General features: G+C 72.5%; 23 protein-coding genes and 4 pseudogenes. 13 read left to right on the forward strand and 14 right to left on the reverse strand.

Annotated elements, in window-relative coordinates; all coding sequences use genetic code 11:
• The first annotated feature begins 51 nt into the window (after positions 1–51).
• On the forward strand, positions 52–420 hold the full coding sequence (locus tag JRG78_RS04805) for an FKBP-type peptidyl-prolyl cis-trans isomerase (RefSeq protein ID WP_259607884.1): 369 nt from the start codon (positions 52–54) through the stop codon (positions 418–420).
• A 28-nt stretch (positions 421–448) separates the two neighbouring features.
• On the opposite strand, the gene JRG78_RS12570 is transcribed toward JRG78_RS04805, so the two are convergent.
• Both JRG78_RS12570 and JRG78_RS12575 read right to left on the reverse strand, forming a co-directional pair.
• Positions 449–967, reverse strand: a complete 519-nt coding sequence (locus tag JRG78_RS12570; protein ID WP_336297722.1) for a hypothetical protein — start codon at positions 965–967, stop codon at positions 449–451.
• Between the two features lie 67 nt (positions 968–1034).
• A pseudogene (locus JRG78_RS12575) lies at positions 1035–1544 on the reverse strand (MFS transporter); the annotation flags it as partial.
• A gap of 208 nt (positions 1545–1752) precedes the next feature.
• Between JRG78_RS12575 and rpsO the strand changes: the two are divergent.
• Entirely contained in the window at positions 1753–2022 is a 270-nt protein-coding gene (gene rpsO, locus JRG78_RS04815) for a 30S ribosomal protein S15 (protein WP_259607885.1), read from the forward strand.
• Between the two features lie 53 nt (positions 2023–2075).
• On the opposite strand, the gene surE is transcribed toward rpsO, so the two are convergent.
• The gene (gene surE / locus JRG78_RS04820) at positions 2076–2858 is read right to left on the reverse strand and encodes a 5'/3'-nucleotidase SurE (protein WP_259607886.1); all 783 of its coding nucleotides are present in this window, start codon (positions 2856–2858) and stop codon (positions 2076–2078) included.
• Positions 2855–3334 carry a hypothetical protein gene (locus JRG78_RS04825; RefSeq protein ID WP_259607887.1) on the reverse strand — a complete coding sequence of 160 codons (480 nt, stop codon included), beginning with the start codon at positions 3332–3334 and terminating at the stop codon, positions 2855–2857. Before JRG78_RS04825 ends, surE begins: the two co-directional genes overlap by 4 nt.
• Between JRG78_RS04825 and JRG78_RS04830 the strand changes: the two genes are divergently transcribed.
• Positions 3321–3494, forward strand: coding sequence for a hypothetical protein (locus JRG78_RS04830; protein ID WP_259607888.1), 174 nt, complete (start codon positions 3321–3323; stop codon positions 3492–3494). The two genes, JRG78_RS04825 and JRG78_RS04830, sit on opposite strands and share 14 nt — an antisense overlap.
• 24 nt (positions 3495–3518) lie before the next feature.
• Here the strand turns inward: JRG78_RS04830 and JRG78_RS04835 are convergent, their stop codons facing one another.
• Together JRG78_RS04835 and JRG78_RS04840 are read right to left on the reverse strand one after the other, a co-directional pair.
• On the reverse strand, positions 3519–4523 hold the full coding sequence (locus JRG78_RS04835) for an isopenicillin N synthase family dioxygenase (RefSeq protein ID WP_259607889.1): 1005 nt from the start codon (positions 4521–4523) through the stop codon (positions 3519–3521).
• A gap of 58 nt (positions 4524–4581) precedes the next feature.
• Positions 4582–5703, reverse strand: coding sequence for an acyltransferase family protein (locus JRG78_RS04840; RefSeq protein ID WP_259607890.1), 1122 nt, complete (start codon positions 5701–5703; stop codon positions 4582–4584).
• Between the two features lie 122 nt (positions 5704–5825).
• Between JRG78_RS04840 and JRG78_RS04845 the strand changes: the two genes are divergently transcribed.
• Together JRG78_RS04845 and JRG78_RS04850 are read left to right on the forward strand one after the other, a co-directional pair.
• Complete coding sequence (locus tag JRG78_RS04845) at positions 5826–7025, forward strand: LLM class flavin-dependent oxidoreductase (RefSeq protein WP_336297709.1); 1200 nt, start codon at positions 5826–5828, stop codon at positions 7023–7025.
• Between the two features lies 1 nt (position 7026).
• Positions 7027–7671 (forward strand): FMN reductase, encoded by a 645-nt coding sequence (locus JRG78_RS04850; protein ID WP_259607892.1) that lies wholly within the window; start codon positions 7027–7029, stop codon positions 7669–7671.
• A 10-nt stretch (positions 7672–7681) separates the two neighbouring features.
• Here the strand turns inward: JRG78_RS04850 and JRG78_RS04855 are convergent, their stop codons facing one another.
• The 3 genes and pseudogenes from JRG78_RS04855 to JRG78_RS04865 all read right to left on the reverse strand — a co-directional run.
• Positions 7682–8377 carry a response regulator gene (locus JRG78_RS04855; protein ID WP_259607893.1) on the reverse strand — a complete coding sequence of 232 codons (696 nt, stop codon included), beginning with the start codon at positions 8375–8377 and terminating at the stop codon, positions 7682–7684.
• Entirely contained in the window at positions 8374–9111 is a 738-nt protein-coding gene (locus JRG78_RS04860; RefSeq protein ID WP_259607894.1) for a sensor histidine kinase, read from the reverse strand. The genes JRG78_RS04855 and JRG78_RS04860 overlap by 4 nt, the downstream gene beginning before the upstream one ends.
• Positions 9112–9221: 110 nt before the next feature.
• Positions 9222–9671, reverse strand: a pseudogene (locus JRG78_RS04865) (ATPase); the annotation flags it as partial.
• Between JRG78_RS04865 and JRG78_RS04870 the strand changes: the two are divergent.
• Together JRG78_RS04870 and JRG78_RS04875 are read left to right on the forward strand one after the other, a co-directional pair.
• A pseudogene (locus JRG78_RS04870) lies at positions 9639–10733 on the forward strand (cation:dicarboxylate symporter family transporter); the annotation flags it as partial. The pseudogenes JRG78_RS04865 and JRG78_RS04870 sit on opposite strands and share 33 nt — an antisense overlap.
• Before the next feature lie 3 nt (positions 10734–10736).
• Positions 10737–11486 (forward strand): SDR family oxidoreductase, encoded by a 750-nt coding sequence (locus JRG78_RS04875; protein ID WP_259607895.1) that lies wholly within the window; start codon positions 10737–10739, stop codon positions 11484–11486.
• Positions 11487–11543: 57 nt separating this feature from the next.
• On the opposite strand, the gene JRG78_RS04880 is transcribed toward JRG78_RS04875, so the two are convergent.
• Both JRG78_RS04880 and JRG78_RS12680 read right to left on the reverse strand, forming a co-directional pair.
• On the reverse strand, positions 11544–11717 hold the full coding sequence (locus JRG78_RS04880; protein WP_259607896.1) for a DUF5302 domain-containing protein: 174 nt from the start codon (positions 11715–11717) through the stop codon (positions 11544–11546).
• Positions 11718–12026: 309 nt separating this feature from the next.
• Positions 12027–12779: pseudogene (locus JRG78_RS12680) on the reverse strand (DedA family protein); the annotation flags it as partial.
• Between JRG78_RS12680 and JRG78_RS04890 the strand changes: the two are divergent.
• The 6 genes from JRG78_RS04890 (at position 12661) to JRG78_RS04915 (ending at position 20390) form a co-directional block, all read left to right on the forward strand.
• Positions 12661–14586 (forward strand): GDSL-type esterase/lipase family protein, encoded by a 1926-nt coding sequence (locus JRG78_RS04890; protein ID WP_259607899.1) that lies wholly within the window; start codon positions 12661–12663, stop codon positions 14584–14586. The pseudogene JRG78_RS12680 and the gene JRG78_RS04890 sit on opposite strands and share 119 nt — an antisense overlap.
• Positions 14587–14873: 287 nt before the next feature.
• The gene (locus tag JRG78_RS04895; RefSeq protein WP_259607900.1) at positions 14874–17147 is read left to right on the forward strand and encodes a polyribonucleotide nucleotidyltransferase; all 2274 of its coding nucleotides are present in this window, start codon (positions 14874–14876) and stop codon (positions 17145–17147) included.
• A gap of 217 nt (positions 17148–17364) precedes the next feature.
• A complete protein-coding gene (locus JRG78_RS04900; protein WP_259608129.1) occupies positions 17365–18390 on the forward strand; it encodes an aldo/keto reductase in 1026 nt (341 codons plus the stop codon).
• 159 nt (positions 18391–18549) lie between these two features.
• A complete protein-coding gene (locus tag JRG78_RS04905; RefSeq protein ID WP_259607901.1) occupies positions 18550–19152 on the forward strand; it encodes a histidine phosphatase family protein in 603 nt (200 codons plus the stop codon).
• Positions 19153–19203: 51 nt separating this feature from the next.
• Entirely contained in the window at positions 19204–19950 is a 747-nt protein-coding gene (dapB, locus tag JRG78_RS04910; RefSeq protein ID WP_259607902.1) for a 4-hydroxy-tetrahydrodipicolinate reductase, read from the forward strand.
• Positions 19947–20390 (forward strand): hypothetical protein, encoded by a 444-nt coding sequence (locus tag JRG78_RS04915; RefSeq protein WP_259607903.1) that lies wholly within the window; start codon positions 19947–19949, stop codon positions 20388–20390. Before dapB ends, JRG78_RS04915 begins: the two co-directional genes overlap by 4 nt.
• Positions 20391–20507: 117 nt before the next feature.
• On the opposite strand, the gene JRG78_RS04920 is transcribed toward JRG78_RS04915, so the two are convergent.
• The 3 genes from JRG78_RS04920 to JRG78_RS04930 all read right to left on the reverse strand — a co-directional run bounded on the left by JRG78_RS04920 (position 20508) and on the right by JRG78_RS04930 (position 21944).
• On the reverse strand, positions 20508–20933 hold the full coding sequence (locus tag JRG78_RS04920) for an OsmC family peroxiredoxin (RefSeq protein WP_259607904.1): 426 nt from the start codon (positions 20931–20933) through the stop codon (positions 20508–20510).
• An 85-nt stretch (positions 20934–21018) separates the two neighbouring features.
• Complete coding sequence (locus tag JRG78_RS04925) at positions 21019–21480, reverse strand: DUF4395 domain-containing protein (RefSeq protein WP_259607905.1); 462 nt, start codon at positions 21478–21480, stop codon at positions 21019–21021.
• Positions 21477–21944, reverse strand: coding sequence for a thioredoxin family protein (locus tag JRG78_RS04930; RefSeq protein WP_259607906.1), 468 nt, complete (start codon positions 21942–21944; stop codon positions 21477–21479). The genes JRG78_RS04925 and JRG78_RS04930 overlap by 4 nt, the downstream gene beginning before the upstream one ends.
• Positions 21945–22015: the final 71 nt, after the last annotated feature.

Here is a 22015-nt window from a genome sequence, read left to right on the forward strand (position 1 = left end):
AGCGGAGGCCCCGCGTTGACCGCGCCGCCGCGGCTCGGGTTGGATGGAGGCATGACTGATCGCACAAAGCCCGAGTTCGACGCGCCGACCGGCCCCGCCCCCGCGGACCTCGTCGTCCGCGACATCATCGTCGGCGACGGCCCCGAGGCCAAGCCGGGCGACACCGTCACCGTCCACTACGCGGGCGTCGAGTACGACTCCGGCGAGGAGTTCGACTCCTCGTGGGGCCGCGGCGAGACCATCCAGTTCCCGCTGCGCGGGCTCATCCAGGGCTGGCAGGAGGGCATCCCCGGCATGAAGGTCGGCGGGCGCCGTGAGCTCACCATCCCGCCGCACCTGGCCTACGGCCCGGCCGGCGCCGGTCACTTCCTCTCCGGCAAGACCCTCATCTTCATCATCGACCTCGTCTCCGTCGGCTGACGGAGGCCTTCGCAGAGCCCCGGGCCCGTCAGGGCTCGGGGCTCTCGGCGTCGTAGCCGGCGAAGCGCGGGTTCAGCCGGGCGAGCACCGCCACCAGCACGATCACGACGAACCCGCCGAGCAGCGGCGGGAACCAGAGCGCGGTGACCGTCGCCAGCGCGCCCGCGTACAGCGCCCCCACGCGCGGACCGCCGGCGACCACGACGATGAACACGCCCTGCAGACGCCCGCGCATGGCATCCGGCACCCCGGCCAGCAGCACGGCACCGAACACGGCGATCGCGGCCCCGTAGGCCTGCACCGCCCTGGCGATGCCGCGGCCGTGCCAGCGGTACTGCACCACCCGGCCCGACATCAAACTGGACAGGAACGTGCCGACCGCGACGGCCGCGGTCAGCGCGCCCGTCGTGATCGCCCCGCCGCCGAGCAGCACCGTGCCGAGTGCGGGGAACAGCGCCAGAGGCTGGCCGAAGGTCATCGCGATCAGATCGAGCACGTACTGCATCCGGATGTTGCGCGCGCGGCGCAGGAAGCGCCACCCGTCCACGAGCGATGCCAGACCGGGGCGGACGATCTCGCCCTCGGGGCCGCAGCGCCGGCAGCGTCCACAGCCCGAGGAACATCGACAGCATCAGCAGCACGTCGATCGTGTACGTCCAGCCGTCCCCGGTGAGCGCCACCAGGACGCCGGCGACAGCAGGGCCGACCATGACGGTCAGGCCGAAGGCCACGCCGTTCAGGGCGGAGGCGGCGGCGAGCATCTCGCGGGGGATGAGCCGCGGCACGATCGCGGTGCGGGTCGCCATGCCCACCGAGTTGGCCGCCGCGATGATCATGCTCAGCGCGTACAGCCACCAGATCGTCTCCAGGCCCGTCCAGGTGAGCGCGGCCAGCAGCGTCGTCGCGGCGAACGCCACCGCCGCGGCGAGCAGGGCCACCCGTCGCCGGTCGAACGCGTCGGCGAGCATCCCGCCGTACAGCCCGGCGAGGACCATGGGAACCAGCCCGGCGACGGCGATCATCGACACGGCCAGGCTGCTGCCGGTGAGCGCGAACACGTGCAGCATCACCGTGACGATCGTGAGCTGGCCGCCGATGCCGGCCAGCGACGAGCCGATCCACATACGGGCGAAGGCCGGCGAGGCGGTGAGCGGAGTGAGATCGATGAGATGCCCGCGGGAGAACTGCACCCCTCGAGGCTATCGGGGCGGTGCGGCCGCGGCCGTCACGGCTGGTAGACTCGTTCAGTTGCCGTTAGATCGGCCGCGGATAAAGAGAGCCTGCGCAACCGGCGTCGGGCACCGCGCAACAAGCAGAGAGGGGATCGAATCCATGGCACTGGAAGCAGACGTCAAGAAGGCGATCATCGAAGAGTACGCGACGCACCCCGGTGACACCGGATCCCCCGAGGTGCAGGTCGCTCTGCTGACGCAGCGCATCAAGGACCTCACCGAGCACCTGAAGGACCACAAGCACGACCACCACTCGCGCCGTGGCCTGTTCCTGCTCGTCGGTCAGCGCCGTCGTCTGCTCGGCTACCTCCAGGACATCGACATCGAGCGCTACCGCTCGCTGATCGAGCGCCTGGGGCTGCGCCGATAAGACAGACAGGACGACCAGCGTTCATCGCGCAAAACGTTCTTGAGAAGGCCGCCTCACGGTGTGGGGCGGCCTTCGTCGTCGCCGGCGGACTCGGCGGTCTCGTAGCCGACGGGGCGGTGCGAGACCGGCTCGATGCCGGTCAGCGTCGCCCAGCCCTCCGCCAGCAGCGCGGCATCCGTTCCCGGCAGCGGCTCGTTCGGCAGATCCTCCACCGCGAGCCGGATGTGTCCCACGCCGCGCTCGCTCAGCGTGGTCTGCACGATGCCGAAGGGCGCCAGCGGCGCCTCGCGGATGCCCCGCGGCGCGTCGGTGTTCGGCACGTTCAGGTTGAGCACGGCGCCCTCCTCGAGCCGGGAGAGGAACGGCAGCAGCGTCATCGCGACCCCCGCCGCCGTCTCCCAGGCGAAGGACGTCGGATGCATCCCGACGTCGAGCGAGACCGCGAGCGCACGGGCGCCGTTCAGCCCGCCGGTGAGGGCCGCCCCCACCGTGCCTGAGTGCAGGATGGCGCGTCCGACGTTCGCCCCGTGGTTGACGCCGCTGAGCACGAGGTCCGGCGGATCGCCGAAGGCGCCGTGCGCGGCGATCAGCGCGATCAGGCCCGGCCCGCCGCGGACCGCGAACGCGGGGACGTCCTCGAGGCCGTCGAGCCGGCGCCGGTCGACCGCGATGCGACCGCCCTCCTCGCCGGCAACGATCGAGGCGCTGGTGCCGCTGGACTGCCGCTCGGGGGCGGCGACCGTGACCTCGAGCCCGTGCGCCACGGCGGCCCGCGCGAGCACGGCGAGGCCGGGGGCGTCGATGCCGTCGTCGTTCGTGATCAGCGTGCGGGTCATCGGGGGTCCCCGTCCTCGCGGCGGCCGTCGTCGGCGAGCGAGGCCAGCTGATCCGGGCTGAGATGCGGCATGTCGCCATCGGGTTCGCGCAGCACCCGCGTGCGCACGGCCCCGCGCAGGCGCTCGATCGCCTCGGTGTCGCCGGTGCCGAGGCCGTGACGGGTCACGTTCAGCGCCCCGGCGGCCGCGCCCAGGGTCACCGCGTGGCGCAGCGGTTCGCCCAGCGCGAGCCCGACGCACAGTCCGGCGGTCAGGGAGTCGGCGCCGCCGCGCCGGTCGTGCACGTACGCGGCGCCGAACCCCTCCCGTTCCACCGCGATGACCGAGAAGCCCTCCTGCTCCAGCAGGCTGCGCACCACCCGGCCGGTCTCGCCGGTGAGCACGCTGCACAGCGTGACCGAGGCGCCCAGCCGGCGCATCATGCGGGCCTGCCAGATGCCCTGACCGCCGGCGTGGACGTGGATGTTCCGCCTCACGCAGAGCGCGCGCGAGCAGGAGCATGCGCTGGAGCACCGGCAGCTCTTCGACGCGATCGCCGCCGGACGCCCCGAGCTCGCCGCCGCCCAGGCGTTCGCGCACATCGAGCTGGCGCGCGAACCCATCATCCGCGCGCTCGCCGAAAAGCTGGGCTGGTGAAGCCCGCCCGCCGGCGACGCGCGCTCAGGCGGACGCGCCGACGAGATCGGGGTGGTGGACGGCTGCGACGTCCGGGTGCGCCCGCAGTCGGGACTTCAGCGCGTTCTCGCCGTAGAGGGCGTGGATCGGGTTGGCCGGGTCCGCGGTCACGCCGCGGGCCTGGGCGGCCAGCTCCGGCGGCAGTGGGATCGGCGGGAGGCGCTGGTCCAGGGCCGGGTTGAAGAAGAACGGGATCGAGATCCGGTCCTCGGGTGCACGCGGGGACAGGACCCGGTGGTTCGTCGCTCGCAGGTAGCCGCCGGTGGCGTGCTCGAGCAGCTCGCCGATGTTCACCACGAACGCGCCCGGCACCGGCGGGGCGTCCACCCAGGCGCCGTCGCGCTCCACCTGAAGGCCGCCCTTGCCCGGCTCGACCCACAGCAGGGTGAGCACGCCGGAGTCCTTGTGCGCGCCCACGCCCTGCTGCGGCTCCGGCGCGTCCGTGCCGGGATAGCGGACGATCTTGATGAGCGTCGACGGCTCGCCGAAGTGGCGGTCGAAGTACGACTCCTCGGCGCCCAGGGACAGCGCCCAGGCGCGCAGCAGCCGCCGGGACACGGCGGAGAGCGCGGCGTGCCACTCCTCGACGACTTCGCGCAGCCCGGGCTGCGCGGCCGGCCACAGGTTCGGTCCGATCAGCCGGTTGTACGCCGGGCCGCCGGTCACCGGCTCGCGTTCCGGGCCGATGTCGATCTGCTCGCGCCAGTCCACCCTCCCCTGGGTGCGCTCGCCGCCGATGCGCGTGTACCCCCGGAAGTGCGGGCTGCGCACGTTCTCGATCGCGAGCTTGTCGTCCTCGGGCAGGGCGAAGAAGTCGCGGGCGGCGCGGTGCAGCCTCTCCTCGAGCGCGGCGGGGACGCCGGTGCCGGTGAGGTAGAAGAAGCCGACGTCCCGTGTCGCCGCGCGCAGCGCCTCCCGGAACGCCGCTGCGGCGGACGGGCCGCGGTCGAGCTCCGACAGGTCGAGGACGGGGAGCGTGAGATCTGCCATGCCGGAACGCTACGCGCCGCACGGCGGGGGCGGGCGACTGTTGCGCCGCGTTACCCGGTCAGCTCCGGCGCGAGCCGGTCGGGTCGCTGCGGTGGTCCTCGGCGGAGGCGAGGGTGCGGTCGGCGAACATCCAGCGCGGCCGCGGCTCGATCAGCGGCCGGAACACCGTGCGCACCGGCCTCGTGGCCAGCACGAACGCGGTGAACACCGAGAGCAGGGTGACCAGCGGCAGCCAGAGCCAGGTGGGGTCGAGCCCGCGCAGCACACCGGACTCGCGGAACGGATACAGCACGAAGGAGTGCAGCAGGTAGACGTACATCGTGTACTGGCCGAAGCGGGTCCACCGCCGCGTGCTGCGTGGGATCAGGGCCAGGAACGCCGCGCTGAGCACGATCGCCAGCGCCATCAGGCCCAGCCGCAGGCCGCCCGCCCACCACTGCTCGCCGCCGAGGTCGGCGTACGAGTCCTCGTAGAAGAGCCAGTGCCGCAGGTCGATCTCCTGCCATGTGGGCAGCCACAGCCAGCACACGAACGCCCAGCCCGCGAGCACCGCCACGGCGGCGACGCGCACCCACCACGGGCGGTGGTCGATGAGGCCGAAGCGCCGCACGATGTCGTGCTCGCGCAGCCACCAGCCCAGGGTGAAGAAGAAGAGCAGCCCGAGGGTGCGCGACAGCGAGAAGGTGCTGTCGACGTTGCCGAGATAGCCCACCCCGATGGAGATCGCCAGCGCCCACAGCAACGGCCAGCGCAGCAGCGCCAGGTAGGGCAGCACGAGCCGGAAGATGCCGAGGGCGAGCAGGAACCACAGGGTCCAGGACGGCTGGGTGAGGTTCGGGTCGGCGCGACCCTCGACCAGCCACTTGGTGAGCGTCCAGAGCATCTCGAAGATGACGTAGGGCACCAGGATGTCGGTGATCACACGTGCCATCTGGCGCCGGGTCGGGCTGCCGGACTTGGAGAAGTAGCCCGAGATGATCGCGAACGCCGGCATGTGGAAGGCGTAGATGCTCAGGTAGAACGCGTACGCGACGTCGGAGTCGTAGATGAGGCGCTGGATGCCGTGGCCGAGGACGACCAGGACGATGCACGCGAAGCGCGCGTTGTCCCAGAACGGGACGCGCCGCCGCGGGCGGGGGAGAGGGCCGGTGGCCGGCGGATGCTGCGCGGCGCTGCTCATCCCTCCACGGTACCGGCGGGAATAGAGTTGCGTCTTCCGCGTTGTACCAGATACATTCACCTGAATAGAAGCGGATGCCTGCGGCATCCCGAGCGGAGAGAACAGTGAACGAGCACAGCGCCATGCAGTTCGGGCTCATGTCGGTCAGCGACATCACCCGCGACCCGACCACCGGCGTCACCCCGAGCGAGCGCGAGCGGATCCAGGCGACGGTGACCATCGCCACGCACGCCGAGGAGGCCGGGCTCGACGTCTTCGCCATCGGCGAGCACCACAACCCGCCGTTCTGGTCGTCCAGCCCCACCACGTTCCTGGCGTACGTGGCCGCGCAGACCGAGCGGATCATCCTGTCCACCTCCACGACCCTGATCACCACCAACGACCCGGTGCGGATCGCGGAGGAGTACGCGATGCTCCAGCACCTCTCCGGGGGTCGGATGGACGTGATGATGGGCCGCGGGAACACCGGTCCGGTGTACCCGTGGTTCGGCAAGGACATCCGACAGGGCCTGCCCCTTGCAATCGAGAACTATGCGCTGCTGCACAAGCTGTGGCGCGAGGACGTCGTCGACTGGGACGGCAAGTTCCGCACCCCGCTGCAGGGCTTCACGGCGACGCCGCGGCCGCTGGACGGCGTGCCTCCGTTCGTGTGGCACGGGTCCATCCGCACCCCGGAGATCGCCGAGCAGGCGGCCTACTACGGCGACGGCTTCTTCGCGAACAACATCTTCTGGCCGAAGGAGCACTACCAGCGTCTGATCGGGCTGTACCGCCAGCGCTACGCGCACTACGGTCACGGCACCCCGGAGCAGGCGATCGTGGGCCTCGGCGGCCAGGTGTTCATGCGCGCGAAGTCGCAGGACGCCGTCGACGAGTTCCGCCCATACTTCGACAACGCCCCGGTGTACGGCCACGGCCCGAGCCTGGAGGACTTCACCGAGATGACGCCGCTGACGGTGGGCTCCCCGCAGCAGGTGATCGACCGGTACGCCGCCATGCGCGACCACTTCGGCGACTACCAGCGTCAGCTGTTCCTGCTGGATCACGCCGGTCTGCCGCTGAAGACCGTGCTGGAGCAGATCGACATCCTCGGCACGGAGGTCGTCCCGGTGCTGCGTCGGGAGCTGGCCAAGGGTCGCCCGGCGGACGTCCCGGACGCGCCGACCCACGCGGCCCGGGTGAAGGCGGTCTTCGGCGACGGTCCCACCCGCGAGGCGCGCCCGTCCGCGAACCGCGGCGACAACCTCACCGCGGGCTCGCCCTACCAGGACGCGCCGCCCGCCTCCGGCGCCGCATTCGGCCTGAGCCGGAAGGAGGCGTGAGATGAGCGAGCGCCGCATCGCCGTGGTCTCGGCCGGCCTGTCCAACCCCTCGTCCACGCGGATGCTGGCGGACCGCCTGGCGGCGGAGACCGCGCGCTTCCTGCGCGAGCGCGACATCGCCGTGACGGTGGACGTGATCGAGCTGCGCGACCTCGCGCACGACATCACGAACAACCTGCTCACCGGCTTCGCACCGCCGGCCCTGGAGTCGGCGATCAACACGGTCGTCTCCGCGGACGCGCTGATCGCCGTGACCCCGATCTTCTCGACGAGCTACTCCGGGCTGTTCAAGTCGTTCATCGACGTGCTCGACCCCGACGCGCTCACCGGCACGCCCGTTCTGATCGGCGCGAACGCCGGGACCGCGCGGCACTCGCTGGCCATCGACTACGCGATCCGCCCGCTGTTCACCTATCTGCACGCCGAGCCGGTGCCCACCGGGGTTTTCGCCGCGTCCAGCGACTGGGGCGCGAACGCCGACGACGTGGCGCCGCTGAGCGCCCGCGTCGAGCGCGGCGCCCGCGAGCTGGCCGAGGCGGTCGCCCGCCGCGAGCCGGTGCGGGATGCCGACCCGTTCGACCCGGCGACCTACCTCGGTGAGGGGAAGTCGTTCGGTCACCTGCTCGGCGGTCTCGCGGGGGAGTGATCGGGCGCGGTCAGCCGCCGTCCTGCCCGCCGCGGATCCAGGTGTACTCCGTCTCGGGGCGTCCGCGAGCACCGTATCGCGCCCCGCGGCGGAGCACGCCGTCCGCGACGAGGTGCTCCAGGTAGCGCCGCACCGAGACGCGCGACATGCCCAGCTGCGCGGCCGCCTCGCTCGCCGACATCGTCCCGGCCGCCCGCACGGCGGCCGTCACCCGTTCCAGGGACTCGGCCGACAGGCCCTTCGGGATCGGGATGCGGCCCGTGGTGCGCCCCAGCAGCGCGTCGATCTCCGCCTGCGTGGCCTCGCCGTTCGTGGCCTGCGCCTGCTCGCGGTGCGCCCGGTAGGCGGTGAGACGCTCGCGGAACACCGCGAACGGGAACGGCTTCACCAGGTACTGGAACACGCCGAGCCCGGCCATCCGGCGCACGGTGTCGGCGTCGCGCACCCCGGTGATCGCGATCACGTCGACGGTCGCGGCCCTGGCGCGGAGCGTCCGCAGCACGTCGAGCCCGGAGCCGTCGGGCATGGTGATGTCGAGCAGGACGAGGTCGAAGGCCCCGGGGCCGGGGTTCTCCAGCACGGCGGTGAGCGCGGCCCGCGCGCCGGTGCATTCGCCGGTCACCTCGAAGCCGTCCAGCCGGCCGAGATACTCCCGGTGCAGCTCCAGCGTGAGCGGGTCGTCGTCGACGATCAGCGTGCGGATCACCGTCGCCGCCGTCCGGTCGCGGGCGGGAGCGTGACTCGGAACGTCGTCGGATGGTCCCCGATCTCCACCGTCCCGCCGGCATCCGTCACCACCGAGCGCACCAGGGCGAGACCCACACCCCGGCCCTCCGCGCCCGCGGGTTTGGTGGAGAACCCGGGGGAGAACACCCGCTCGCGCAGGTGCGCGGGCACGCCCTCGCCGCTGTCGGACACCTCGAGGAGGATGCCGCCCTCCGCGGTGGGACGCAGCGACACCTCGACCCATCGCTCGGCGGAGGAGGCCGCGGCATCCATCGCGTTGTCGATGAGGTTGCCCAGCACCGCGACGCTGTCGACGGGGGCGAGCGGGGAGCGCGGGGTGTCGGGATCGATGCGCACGCGCCAGTCGATGCCGCGCTCCTTCGCCTGCGAGGCCTTGCCCAGCAGCAGCGCCCCCACGGTCGGATCGCCGTGCCGCCGGGCGGTCACCTGATCGACGAGCGACTGGCTCTGCCGCGACGTCTCGGTGAGGATCTCGATCGCCTCGTCGGTGCGGCCCAGCTCGAGCAGGGCGACGGCGGTGTGCATCCGGTTCCCGTGCTCGTGCGTCTGCGCGCGCAGCGCCTCGCCGAGGGTGCGCAGCGACTCGTAGGAGGAGACGGCGTCGCGGACCCGCCCGGGCGGCAGGTCGCCGGCGATGCGGCGGGTGATCCGGCGCGCCGCCCATACTCCGGCGACGCCGATGGCGACGAGCACGAGCGTGATGGCGAGCGACAGCGGCAGGCGGCGCTGCAGCGTGTCTCCACGATGGACTCTGTGGTCACCCCGCTGGCGACCCAGCCGACGAGGGTCCCCTCGGCGCGCACCGGCACGATCGTGCGGACCGAGGGCCCGAGCGTGCCGGTGAAGACCTCGGTGAGGACCTTCGGCCGCTGCGGGATCGTGCCCAGGTAGCGCCCGCCGATCTCGGCGGCGTCCGGATGCGTGATCCGCACCCCGTGCGGATCCATGATCGTCACGAAGTCGAGGCGGGCCCCCTCGCTCACAGCCAGGGCGTACGGCTGCAGCGCACACGTCGCCGCGGCGGCGTCGCCCTCGCGCAGGACGGACACCACGGTCGGATCGACGGCGATCGTCGCGGACGCCGCGGCGGTGACCCGCTCCGCCTCCGCACGGACGGCGCGCTGCGCCTCGACGACGAGGAAGGCGGCGACGAGGCCGGCGAGGAGCAGGGACGCGGCGATCAGCACGACGAAGACGCGGGAGGCGGCGCTGCTACGCGGAGCATCGGACTCGTGGTCGGGAACGTGATCCACCCCGGTTCCGGTCTGGACATGGCCGGCGCGACGTACGACGCCGCCGGCGCCGCCGGCGCCGCCGAGGCGAAGACCACGCAGGAGTTCGTGCTCGGCATCATCCCGGCCACGTTCTTCTCCGCCTTCACCGGCGAGAGCGTGCTGCAGGTGCTGTTCGTCGCGCTGCTGTCCGGATTCGCCCTGCAGGGGCTCGGCGAGCGCGGCGCGCCGATCATGGAGGCGGTCAGGAACCTGCAGCGGCTGGTGTTCCGCATCCTGGGCATGATCCTGTGGGTGGCGCCGCTGGGCGCGTTCGGCGCGATCGCCGCCGTGGTCGGCAAGTCGGGCATCGCCGCGATCTGGAGCCTCGGCATCCTGATGGGCGCGTTCTACCTCACCTGAATCGTCTTCATCGTGGTGGTCCTCGGCGGTCTGCTGTGGGCGGTCACCCGGGTGAACGTGTTCCGCCTGATGACGTACCTCGGGCGGGAGTACCTGCTCATCGTCGGCACCTCCTCGTCGGAGTCGGCGCTGCCGCGGCTGATTGCGAAGATGGAGCACGCCGGCGTCTCCAAGCCGGTCGTCGGCATCACGGTGCCGACCGGCTACTCCTTCAACCTGGACGGCACCGCGATCTACCTGACCATGGCGTCGCTGTTCATCGCCACCGGTCTCGGCAAGCCGATGTCGATCGGGGAGCAGATCGGCCTGCTCGTGTTCATGATCATCGCGAGCAAGGGCGCCGCGGGCGTCACCGGCGCGGGGCTGGCCACCCTCGCCGGAGGATTGCAGGCGTACCGCCCCGACCTCGTCGACGGCGTGGGCGTGATCGTCGGCATCGACCGGTTCATGTCGGAGGGCCGCGCCCTGACGAACTTCACCGGCAATGCGATCGCCACGCTGCTGATCGGCACGTGGACGAAGGAGGTCGACCGCGACCGGCTGCGCGAGGTGCTCAGCGGCCGGCTGCCCTTCGACGAGTCGATCCTCGACGGGGTGGACGATCACGGCACCGCCGCCGGCCGCGCGACGGATGCCACGGAGGGGACGGATGCGCCGCGGCCGCTCCCGCACTACCGTTGAGCCATGGACATCGCGATCGCGGGGGCGACCGGCGCGATCGGCGCCGCGGTCGCCCGCGTCGCCGCCGAACGCGGGCACGGCGTGCGGACACTGGCGCGCAGCACCGGCGTCGACATCCTGGACGGGCGGGGGCTCGACCACGCCGTGCGCGGCAGCGACGTGGTGATCGACGTCCTCAACGTGCGGACGCAGAGTCCGCGGAAGGCGGCCGAGTTCTTCCAGCGCACCACCACCGGCCTGCTCGAGGCCGAGCAGAGGGCCGAGATCGGCCACCACCTCGCGCTGTCGATCGTCGGCATCGACCGGGCGCCGTACGGCTACTACGCCGGCAAGCTGGCGCAGGAGCGGGCGGTGCAGGCCGGAGCGGTGCCGTGGACGATCCTGCGGGCCACCCAGTTCCACGATTTCGCCCGGCAGCTGTTCGAGCGGGTCGCGCTGGGACCGCTGCATCCGGCGATCGCCGCGCGTACCCAGCCGGTGGATCTGACCGAACTTGCGGTGCGGATCGTCGATCTCGCCGAGGCCGGACCGTCGGGGCGCGTCCCCGATATGGCAGGGCCGCGCGAGGAGGATCTCGCCGCGATGATGCGCGCCTGGGCCGCGCACGCCGGCCGGCGCGCATGGATGCCGCGGGTGCCGTCGCCTGGCCGCTTCGGCCGGGCACTGCGGGACGGCAGCATCCTTCCCGGTCCGGACGCGCAGCTCGGGCGGGTGACCTTCGCCGAGTGGCTGGAGGCGCAGCCGCACGTGTGAGGGGGCGCGCCCGACGAGCCGGCTGAGCGGCCGGCCCCGACGAGTCGCCCCTCGTCGTCAGCCGCTCTTGCGGCGGAACTCGCGCTTCATCGGCGGCGCGGGGGTGGCGTGCACCGGTGAGTCGCCGTCGAGATGCGCCTCACCGTCGCGGTGCCGGGCGTTCTTCTTCTCGAGCGCCTCTTTGAACTTCCGCTTGATGTCCTCGGAGGGGACGGCCTTGTCTTCGCTCATGGCGCCAGCCTAGCTTCACCCGGCCCCGGCATCCGTTGGGGAGGAGTTCTCAGGCTCGGGAGGAGGAATCCGGCCTGAGGATCCGCCGCTGGCCGAGTTCTCCTCCCGAGCGTGTGGGCCGGTCAGCGGAACCGGCGCAGCCGCAGGCTGTTGCCGACGACGAAGGCGCTCGAGAACGCCATCCCCGCGCCGGCGCGTCGCGGCCAGGTCGATGAGGAGGCCGGCGAGGACCGCCGCGACGACCGACACCGCCATCGCGACCAGCGGTCCTCCCGGGACGAGCGCGGCGATCACCGCGCCGACCGCCGCCTGGTACGCGGCCCACCCGGCGGCGGCGAGGGCGGCGAGAGCCAGATACCGAGGCGGATGCACGCGCGACGCACCCGCGACGAGGTTCACCGCCAGGCGTGCGAACGGCACGAAGCGGGCGGTGAACAGCACGGTCGCGGTGCCGGTGTCGAGCCGGCGGCGCGCCCAGCCGAAGGCGCGGCGCATCCGGTGCCCGCGCATCCATCCCCACCGCTGCAGGCCCACCAGCCGCCCGACGAGATAGCAGCCCGCGTCGCCGGCCCAGGCGGCGCAGGCGGCCAGCGCGATCACGGCCGGGAGCGGCGGGGCGCCGTGTGCGATGGACAGGGCGCCCAGCGCCGTGACCGCGATCTCCCCGGGCACGACGACGATGAACGCATCGCACAGCACCAGAACGCTCATCAGCGCCAGACCGGACGGCCCGGTCAGGATCGCGAGCAGCGGTTCCGGCAGCACGCGTCCACTGTGACGCACGCCGGTGAACGGCAGGGGACCGGGCGGTGCCCGGCGGAACCTCCCGGAGGACTGCGGGTGACCGGCATCCGTGCATCCGGTGAACTCTTCCCGCGACGGCCCGCACGCGGCCGGTACACGCCCCGGCGCCGGGCATCCTGGCACCGTGAGAGTGGCGATCGTGACAGAGTCCTTCCTCCCGCACATGAACGGCGTGACCGGGTCGGTGCTGCAGATCCTCCGCCACCTGGAGCGCACCGGCCACCAGGCGCACGTCATCGCCCCCGCTGCGGCGGGCATGCCGCTGCGCAGCGGACACGCGCGCATCGACGCCGTCCCCTCCATCCCGCTGCCCGGGTACCGCAGCGTCCGCGTGGGCACGTCACCCACCGGCCGGCTGACCGCCGCGCTCGAAGCCTTCCGCCCGGACGTCGTGCACCTGGCATCCCCGTTCGCGCTGGGCTGGCGCGGCGTGCTCGCCGCCGGCCGGCTCGGGGTGCCCGCGGTCGCCGCCTACCAGACCGACGTCGCGGCGTACGCGGCTCGCTACGGGGTGGCGCTGACCACCGCGATCGCCGAGCGGCATGTCGCCCGGCTGCACCGGCGGGCCACGCTCACCCTCGCCCCGTCCTCGGCGTCCGAGCAGCAGCTCGCGCGGCTCGGCGTCGACCGGGTGCGGCGGTGGGGGCGCGGGGTGGACGCCGACCGGTTCCACCCGGACCGCCGCATCCCGCGGTGGGAGCACCGGATGCCGGGCGAGACCGTCGTCGGCTACGTCGGCCGGCTCGCCCCGGAGAAGCAGGTGGAGGATCTCGCGGCCCTCGCCGGGCTGCCCGGCATCCGTCTCGTCATCGTCGGCGACGGGCCGTCGCGGCCGCGCCTGCAGGCCCTGCTACCGGATGCCGTCTTCCTCGGCCATCTGTCCGGCGACGCGCTCGCCGCGGTGATGGCCTCGATCGACGTGTTCGTACATCCGGGGGAGAGCGACACGTTCGGGCAGACCCTGCAGGAGGCGCACGCCAGCGGCGTCCCCGTCGTCGCCACCGGTCGCGGCGGTCCGCGGGATCTGGTGCGGATGGGCGTCGACGGCTGGCTGTACCGTCCCGGGGACCTCGACGACCTGCGGATGCGGGTCGCGGACCTCGCCGGCGACCCGCGCAAGCGGCGCGCCTTCGGCAGGGCGGGACGCGAGGCGGTGGAGAGCCGCAGCTGGGAGCGGGTGTGCACGCAGCTGCTCGAACACTTCGAGGAGGCGCGGATGCTGCACGCCGTCGACCGGTCGCTGCGCGCGCCGCGCCTGCGCCGGCCGGAACCGGTCCCGGCGACCGCGCGCCCCTGGATGCGGTACGTGGCGCTGGGCGACTCGCTCACCGAGGGCCTGTGCGATCCGGACCGCGACGGGACGCTGCGCGGGTGGGCGGACCGGCTCGCGCTGCTCCTCGCCGCCCGCAGCGGGCTGCAGTACGCCAACCTCGCGGTGCGTTCGCGGCGGGTCGACGACGTGTGCGGGCCGCAGCTGCAGCGTGCCCTCGCACTGCGGCCCGACCTCGTCACGATCCTCGTCGGCGCGAACGACCTGGTGCGGATCCGGGTGGACGTGACGGCCCTGGCCGCCCGCGTCGAGGACGCCGTCCGCCGGCTGCGCGGCGCCGGCGCGGACGTGGTGCTGCTGACGCCCTTCCTGCCCCGACGACGCGAGGCGGCGGTGTACGCGCGGCGGTTCGCCGCCTTCGCCGATGCGCTGAGCGGCGTCGCCGAACGCACCGGCGCCCTGCTGGTGGACACGGACCTGCACCCCGCGCTGGGGGAGCGGCCGAACTGGGCGGAGGACCTCGTGCACCTCTCCCGCAGCGGGCACCGGTTCCTCGCCTACCGGGTCGGCGAGGCGCTCGGCGTGCCGTACGCCGAGGAGCTGGGCGCGCTCGACGAGGCGCTGCACGAGGGCGAGCGGCTCACCCGGCGGATGTGGTGGCGGCGCTACGCGCTGCCGTGGGTGTGGCGGCGGATGCACGGCCGCACCGCCGGCGACGGGCTCACCGCCAAGCACACCGGGTACGTGTTCATCGGGCGCTCGGCCTCGCCGGACCGCTCGATCGCCGTCGGCTGAACGCGGCCGGCCTGCGGGCGGCCGGGGAAGGGCTGGTACGCTGGGGAAGGCTGCCTGTGGCATCCATCGAAACTGCATACAGGCTTCACACGGAGCGGTCGGCTGAGAAGCTGGTCCCCTGTGGTGGGTTCCTCGTCGCACGCGGCGCCGGGTGATCTTCTACTGGTGGCCAGCGCAGGCGCTGTTCGCGGGACTGCCCGCGCGCTTATATCTGTCCGCATCCGCTCCTTCGCGAACGCTCGTGCGTCACACGGACGCGCGAGCCTAAACAAAGAAGGAGAGACCTCTTGGAAGGTCCTGAAATCACCGCCACCGAGGCCGTTCTCGACAACGGCCGCTTCGGCACCCGCACCATCCGCTTCGAGACCGGACGCCTCGCCCAGCAGGCGCAGGGCTCGGTGGCGGCCTACCTCGACGGCGAGACCATGCTGCTGTCGGCGACCTCCGTGAGCAAGCAGCCGCGCGAGGGCTTCGACTTCTTCCCGCTGACGGTCGACGTCGAGGAGCGCTCCTACGCCGCCGGCAAGATCCCCGGCTCGTTCTTCCGCCGCGAGGGCCGCCCCTCCACCGAGGCGATCCTGGTGTGCCGTCTCATCGACCGCCCGCTGCGCCCGTCGTTCGTCGACGGCCTGCGCAACGAGGTGCAGATCGTCATCACCGTCCTCTCGATCGCCCCGGGCGAGTTCTACGACGCACTGGCGATCAACGCCGCCTCGGCGTCCACGCAGATCTCCGGTCTGCCGTTCTCCGGCCCCATCGCCGGTGTCCGCCTCGCGCTCATCCCCGGTCACGGCGAGAACGCCGACCAGTGGGTCGCGTTCCCGAACGCCGAGCAGGTGGAGCAGGCCGTGTTCGACCTCGTCGTCGCCGGCCGCGTGATCACCAAGGCAGACGGCTCCGAGGACGTCGCGATCATGATGGTCGAGGCCGAGGCGACCGAGAACAGCTGGAACCTCATCAAGGCCGGCGCCGTCAAGCCCAGCGAGGAGGTCGTCGCGCAGGGCCTGGAGGCCGCCAAGCCGTTCATCGCCCAGCTGGTGAAGGCGCAGGCCGAGCTCGCCGCGACCGCGTCGAAGGAGCCCGGCGTGTACCCGGTGTTCCCGGCGTACAGCCAGGAGGTCTACGACTTCGTGGCCGAGCGCGCCTACGCCGAGCTCAGCGACGTCTACCAGATCGCCGACAAGCAGCAGCGCCAGAACGCCGACGACGCGATCAAGGACCGTGTCCGCGCCGAGCTCATCGAGGCCACCGAGGCCGGGAACCTGCCCGCCGCCGCGCCGCTGGAGTTCTCCGCGGCGTACAAGTCGGTCACCAAGAAGATCGTCCGCGGTCGCATCCTCACCGAGAACGTCCGCATCGACGGCCGCGGCCTCGCCGACATCCGTCCGCTCGACGCCGAGGTCCAGGTGATCCCGCGCGTGCACGGCTCGGCCATCTTCCAGCGCGGCGAGACCCAGATCCTGGGTGTCACCACGCTGAACATGCTCAAGATGGAGCAGCAGATCGACTCGCTGTCGCCCACCACGAGCAAGCGCTACATGCACCACTACAACTTCCCGCCCTACTCCACCGGTGAGACCGGCCGGGTCGGGTCGCCGAAGCGTCGCGAGATCGGGCACGGCTTCCTCGCCGAGCGCGCCCTCGTGCCGGTGCTGCCCAGCCGCGAGGAGTTCCCGTACGCGATCCGCCAGGTGTCCGAGGCTCTCGGCTCCAACGGCTCCACCTCGATGGGCTCGGTCTGCGCGTCCACGCTGTCGCTGCTGAACGCCGGTGTGCCGCTGCGCGCCCCGGTGGCCGGCATCGCGATGGGCCTGGTCTCCGACGAGGTCGACGGCGAGACCCGCTACGCGGCGCTCACCGACATCCTCGGCGCCGAGGACGCTCTCGGCGACATGGACTTCAAGGTGGCCGGCACCGCCGAGTTCGTCACCGCGATCCAGCTGGACACCAAGCTCGACGGCATCCCCTCCGAGGTGCTCGCCGGCGCGCTGACCCAGGCCCGCGACGCGCGCCTGACCATCCTGAACGTGCTCAACGCGGCGATCGACTCCCCGGATGAGATGGCGCCGACCGCTCCGCGCGTGATCAGCGTGCAGATCCCGGTCGACAAGATCGGCGAGCTGATCGGCCCGAAGGGCAAGACGATCAACGCCATCCAGGACGAGACCGGCGCGCAGATCTCCATCGAGGAGGACGGCACCGTCTACATCGGCGCGACCGACGGCCCCTCGGCCGAGGCCGCCCGCGCCCAGGTGAACGCGATCGCCAACCCCACCAACCCGGAGGTCGGCGAGCAGTTCCTGGGCACCGTGGTGAAGATCGCCACGTTCGGCGCCTTCGTCTCGCTGCTGCCCGGCAAGGACGGCCTGCTGCACGTCACCGAGGTGCGCAAGCTCGCCGGCGGCAAGCGCGTGGAGAACGTCGAGGACGTCCTCTCCGTCGGCCAGAAGATCCTGGTGCGCATCACGAAGATCGACGACCGCGGCAAGCTGTCCCTCGAGCCGGTGCTCGACGACGCCCCCGCCGAGGAGGCCCCGGCCGAAGAGCCGGCCGAGGCCTGACCCTCGGTGCGGGCCCCGCGCCCGCACGTCACGAGACCCCGGGATCCGCGGATCCCGGGGTCTCGTCGTATCCGATGTGACCAAAACGTTATCCGCGGCCGTCGATCACGCCCGTCACGGTGTCGGGAGCCCCGGGGATCGTCCTCTACCCTCGAAGTACCGCGCATCGGGGACGCCGGTGCGGGACACGAGTCGGGGGACCCGCGGGGGTGAGATGATGCGTCTGTTCGGCGTAGGGACGGCAGCCGAGAACGGACGCGCCCCGCAGGCGCACGACGCGCACCCCTCCGCTCCGATCCCGGTCGTCGGACCGGGCGTCGGCGAGCAGATCCGCGTGCCTCTCGGCGAGAGCGGGTTCACGGTGTTCCCGCTGATGATCGGCGCCGCGGAGTTCGGCTGGAACGTCGACCTCGAGACCAGCCACGGCATCCTGGACCGCTACGCGGAGTTCGGCGGCAACGCCGTGCACACCGCCGACGGGTATTCCGGCGGCCGCAGCGAGCACATCATCGGCCAGTGGCTGCGCTCCCGGGGTCGGCGGGAGGGCACCGTCCTCGCCGTCCGCATCGGCGCGCACGCCGACAACCCCGGGCTCGGGTCGGTGAACCTGGTGCGCGCCGTGGAGGGGTCGCTGACCCGGCTGGGCGTCGAGCGCCTGGACATCGTCTACCTCGATGCCACCCTGGACGACGGGACCAACCTCGAGGACACCCTGGCCACGGTGGAATGGCTCCGCGACGCCGGCAAGATCTCCACCGTGGGCGCCTTCCGGTTCTCCGCCGAGCGCCTCGTCGAGGCCCGCATCCTCGCCGCGGCCGGCTACCCGCGGATCGAGATGCTGGACGAGCCATACAACCTGGTGCGCCGCAAGCCCTTCGAAGGAGACCTCCGTCTCGTCGCGGGCGCGCAGAGCCTGGCGGTGACGCCCTCGCACGCCCTCGAGCACGGCTTCCTATCCGGACGCCACCGCACCAAGGGCTCCTCGTCCGGGGTGCGCGCGGTGCAGCTGCGCGGGAACCTGAACCGGCGCGGCATCCGCATCCTGCGCGCGCTCGACCTCGTGGCGGGCGAGCTCGGCGTGCCCGTCGCCGCGGTCTCGATCGCCTGGCTGCTCGCGCAGCGCACGGTCGTTGCGCCCATCGTGAACGTGTTCGCGACCGAGCACGTCGAGGAGCTCATGCAGGGCGCCGGCGTGACCCTGTCGCGCGCCCAGCTCGCCGAGCTGAGTCGCGCCGCCGAGTGACGGGCATCCGGCGCGGCTGCGGCCGTTCCGGCGCCGGGGTGGTGCTTGCGGGGGGCGCGACGCGTCCGACGTGGGCGCTGCGGAGCGCCGCCGGTCCCGTGTCCGCGCCGTGACATAAGCTGGGGGCATCCCGACACGGGGGCAGGAACGGGCGGGGTTGTGACGCATTACATCTATCTGGTCAGGCACGGCGAGCATCAGGACGCCGAGCACGGCGTCGACGACGGACCGCTCTCGCCCCGGGGCCAGCGTCAGGCCGAGCTGATCGCCGACCGGCTCTCCGGGCTCCCGCTGGACGCCGTCTGGCATTCCCCGCTGCTGCGCGCGGCCGAGACCGCCAGGGCCGTCGCAGCGCGGCTGCCCGCGGTCGACCCGGAGCCTTCCGCCCTGCTGTTCGACTGTGTGCCCACCGGGATGACGGAGGACACGCCGGCCGTGTACGAGACCTTCTTCGGCTCCGTCACCGAGGCGGAGATCGACGCCGGCCGCGCGCAGATGGCGGATGCCGTGGGGGAGTTCCTCGTGCGCAAGCAGGGCGACGTGCACGAGGTGCTGATCACGCACAACTTCGTGATCGCGTGGTTCGTCCGCGAGGTGCTCGGTGCGCCGGAGTGGCGGTGGATGACCCTGAACCAGGGCCACTGCGGACTGACGATCATCGCGCAGAAGCAGGGGCGCCCCTGGACGCTGCTGTCGCACAACGACCTCGGTCACCTGCCGATGGAGCTGCGCACCGGCCTTCCGGACACGCCCATGGTGTGACCTGCGCGTCACCTCCGGGCCCGGGTCGCCGCGCGAAACTAGACTGGAGACATGACCACGCAGGTTGCCCTCGTCGGCGGAACCGGGAATCTCGGCGGCATCATCCGCACCGTCGTCGACGAGCTGGACGGGTTCGAGGTGAGCCGCATCCTCACCTCCGCCAGCGATCTGCGCGAGCTCGACGGCGCGGGCCTGGTCATCGACGCGTCCACCCCGGCGGTGAGCGTGGAGGTGGTCAGGGCGGCGACGGAGATGGGCATCAACGTCCTCGTCGGCACGTCCGGCTGGTCGCAGGAGCGCATCGCGCTGGTGCGGCCGCTCGTCGAGGCCGCCGGCACCGGCGCCGTGTTCATCCCGAACTTCTCCCTCGGCTCGGTGCTGGGCTCGGCCCTCGCCGCCGCGGCGGCGCCGTTCTTCCCGTTCGCGGAGATCATCGAGGCGCACCGCGACACCAAGATCGACTCGCCCAGCGGCACCGCGGTCCGCACCGCCGAGCTGATCACCGCGGCCCGCGAGGAGCAGGGCCCGGTGAGCGCCCCGCACGCGGATCAGCGCGCGCGCGGCCAGCAGGTCGCGGGCATCCCTGTCCACTCGCTGCGCCGCCCGGGTGTGATCGCCAAGCAGGAGGTCATCCTGTCCGGGCCGGGGGAGTCGCTCTCCTTCGTGCATGACACGATCGAGCCCGCTCTGGCGTACGCGCCCGGCATCCGTCTGGCCGTGCCGTTCGCACGCGACGCGCGCGGCGTCGTCGTCGGCCTCGAGAACATGATCGACATCGGCATCCGGACCCGGTCGTGACCTCGCGCCTCGGCGTCGCCGTGATGGCGGCCGCCCTGCTGCTGTACATCGCCGTGGTGGGCTGGCGTGCCGTGGTGCTGCTGGGCTCGGGCGAGCCGATCGCGGTGGCGATGGGGGTGGCGCTGCTGGTGCTGCCGTTGATCGGGGCGTGGGCGCTGGTGCGCGAGCTGCAGTTCGGCTTCGCGGCTGACCGGCTGGGGCGGATGCTGGATGCCGAGGGCGGCATGCCGGAGGCGCCCGCGGAGCTCATGCCCAGCGGACGCCTGAAGAGCGAGGATGCCGCCGTCCTGCTCGCCCGCTACACCGCGGAGGCCGAAGCCGCGCCGGAGGACTGGCGGGCGCGCTACCGGGTCGGCGTCGTCCAGGACGCCGCCGGCCGACGGAAGGATGCCCGTGCCAGCATCCGGCAGGCGATCCGCCTCGCACAGCCCAGGCCCTGAGCCTCAGCTTCTAGACCCCTGACCCGCTCATCCCGGCACATTGTGTCCCGTCGTGCAGGCGGTGGGTCGTCCGACCTGCACCTGGTGACACAATGTGCCGGGAAGGGTGGGTGGCAGTCAGGCCAGGGACGCCTCGAGGGTGATCTCGATGCCGGCGAGCGCCTGGGAGACCGGACAGCCGGCCTTGGCGCCCTCGGCGATCTCCTGGAACTTCTCCGGCGTGATGCCCGCGACGGTGGCGTTGACGTTCAGGTGGCTGCCGGTGATGCCGGTGCCGGGCTTGAAGGTCACCGAGGCGGTGGTGTTCAGGCGCTCGGGCGGGGTGCCGTTCTCGGCGAGGGCGTGCGAGAACGCCATGCTGAAGCACGAGGCGTGCGCCGCGGCGATGAGCTCCTCCGGCGTGGTGGTCGTCTCGGAGCCCTCGCTGCGGGCCTTCCAGTCGATGGGGAAGGTGCCCAGGTTCGAGGAGGAGAAGGCGACGGTGCCGGACCCCTCCATGAGCGATCCGGTCCAGGTGGTGGTGGCTTCGCTGGTGACGGTCATGGTTCCTCCAGAGGTCTCGGGGTCACGACGCGGGCTCGCGTCGTCTCCGGCCAGCCTAGCGAGGGGTCGCGGCGGGAGGGAACGCTCAGGCCGCGGAGCGCAGCACGCCCGCGCGCCGCAGCAGCAGGTAGATCTGGCAGCCCAGGCAGTAGCCGAACGCCGCATTCAGGAACGCCGCGGCGAACGCAGCCGCCGTGGCGATCGGCAGCGCTGCGGGCACGCCGGCCAGGTGCAGCAGCAGGCCGACCCCGACCACGAACAGGCCGACGCCCTGGGCGAACCGCGGCGGACGGGGATCCTCCAGCTCGGCCGGCGGCACCAGGCGAGGCCGGATGACGCTGCGGAACAGCACCGCCCAGGGATGCGTCTGCGGCGAGAGGACGCCCCAGAGGAACAGCAGCGCGACGAGCACGGCGACGAGCACGGCTGCGAGCCGAGCGCCCGACGCGGTCAGCAGTCCGAGAAGCGTGGCGATCAGCAGCAGCACGGAGGTGATGGCGGCGGCGAAGCGGGGGCCGCGGGGGTCGATTCCGGGGGGAGTGGTCATCGGATCTCCTGGGGTGCGGTCCGGGTTGCGGATGCGGTCCGGGGCGCGGATGCGGGGAGGGCGGCGAGCGCGGCCTCCAGATCCGCCGGGCGCGGGACGCCGTTGAAGCGCGAGCGGATGCGGCAGCCGGCGTCCACGAGCAGGGTCGTCGGGGTCTGCAGGATCCGGTACCGGCCGGCCGTTTCCGTGCGCCGGGTGAGGTCCACCTCGATGTGGCCGACGCCCTCGTGCCGGATGGCCAGGTCGGACAGCATCCGTCGCACCTGCGGGCAGCGGGCGCACACCTCGGTGCTGAACTGGACGAAGGTGGCGCGCGGTGCGAGCCGTCCAGGCAGGTCGGCGGGGTCGACCACCGACCCGTCGCCGCGGCGCCGTCGCCCGTCGCGCCGTCGCCACACGGCGCCCAGCGCGGCGGTCGCCGCGACGAGGACGCCGACGGTCGCGAGGGCAGCCCACAGGTCCATGTCCCGAGGGTACGCCGGGCGTCCGGCACCGGGTCCGATATGACGCCGGGTGACGCGCAGGCGGGGCGGGG

The organism is Microbacterium sp. EF45047 (assembly GCF_028472845.1).
Classification (GTDB): domain Bacteria; phylum Actinomycetota; class Actinomycetes; order Actinomycetales; family Microbacteriaceae; genus Microbacterium; species Microbacterium neungamense.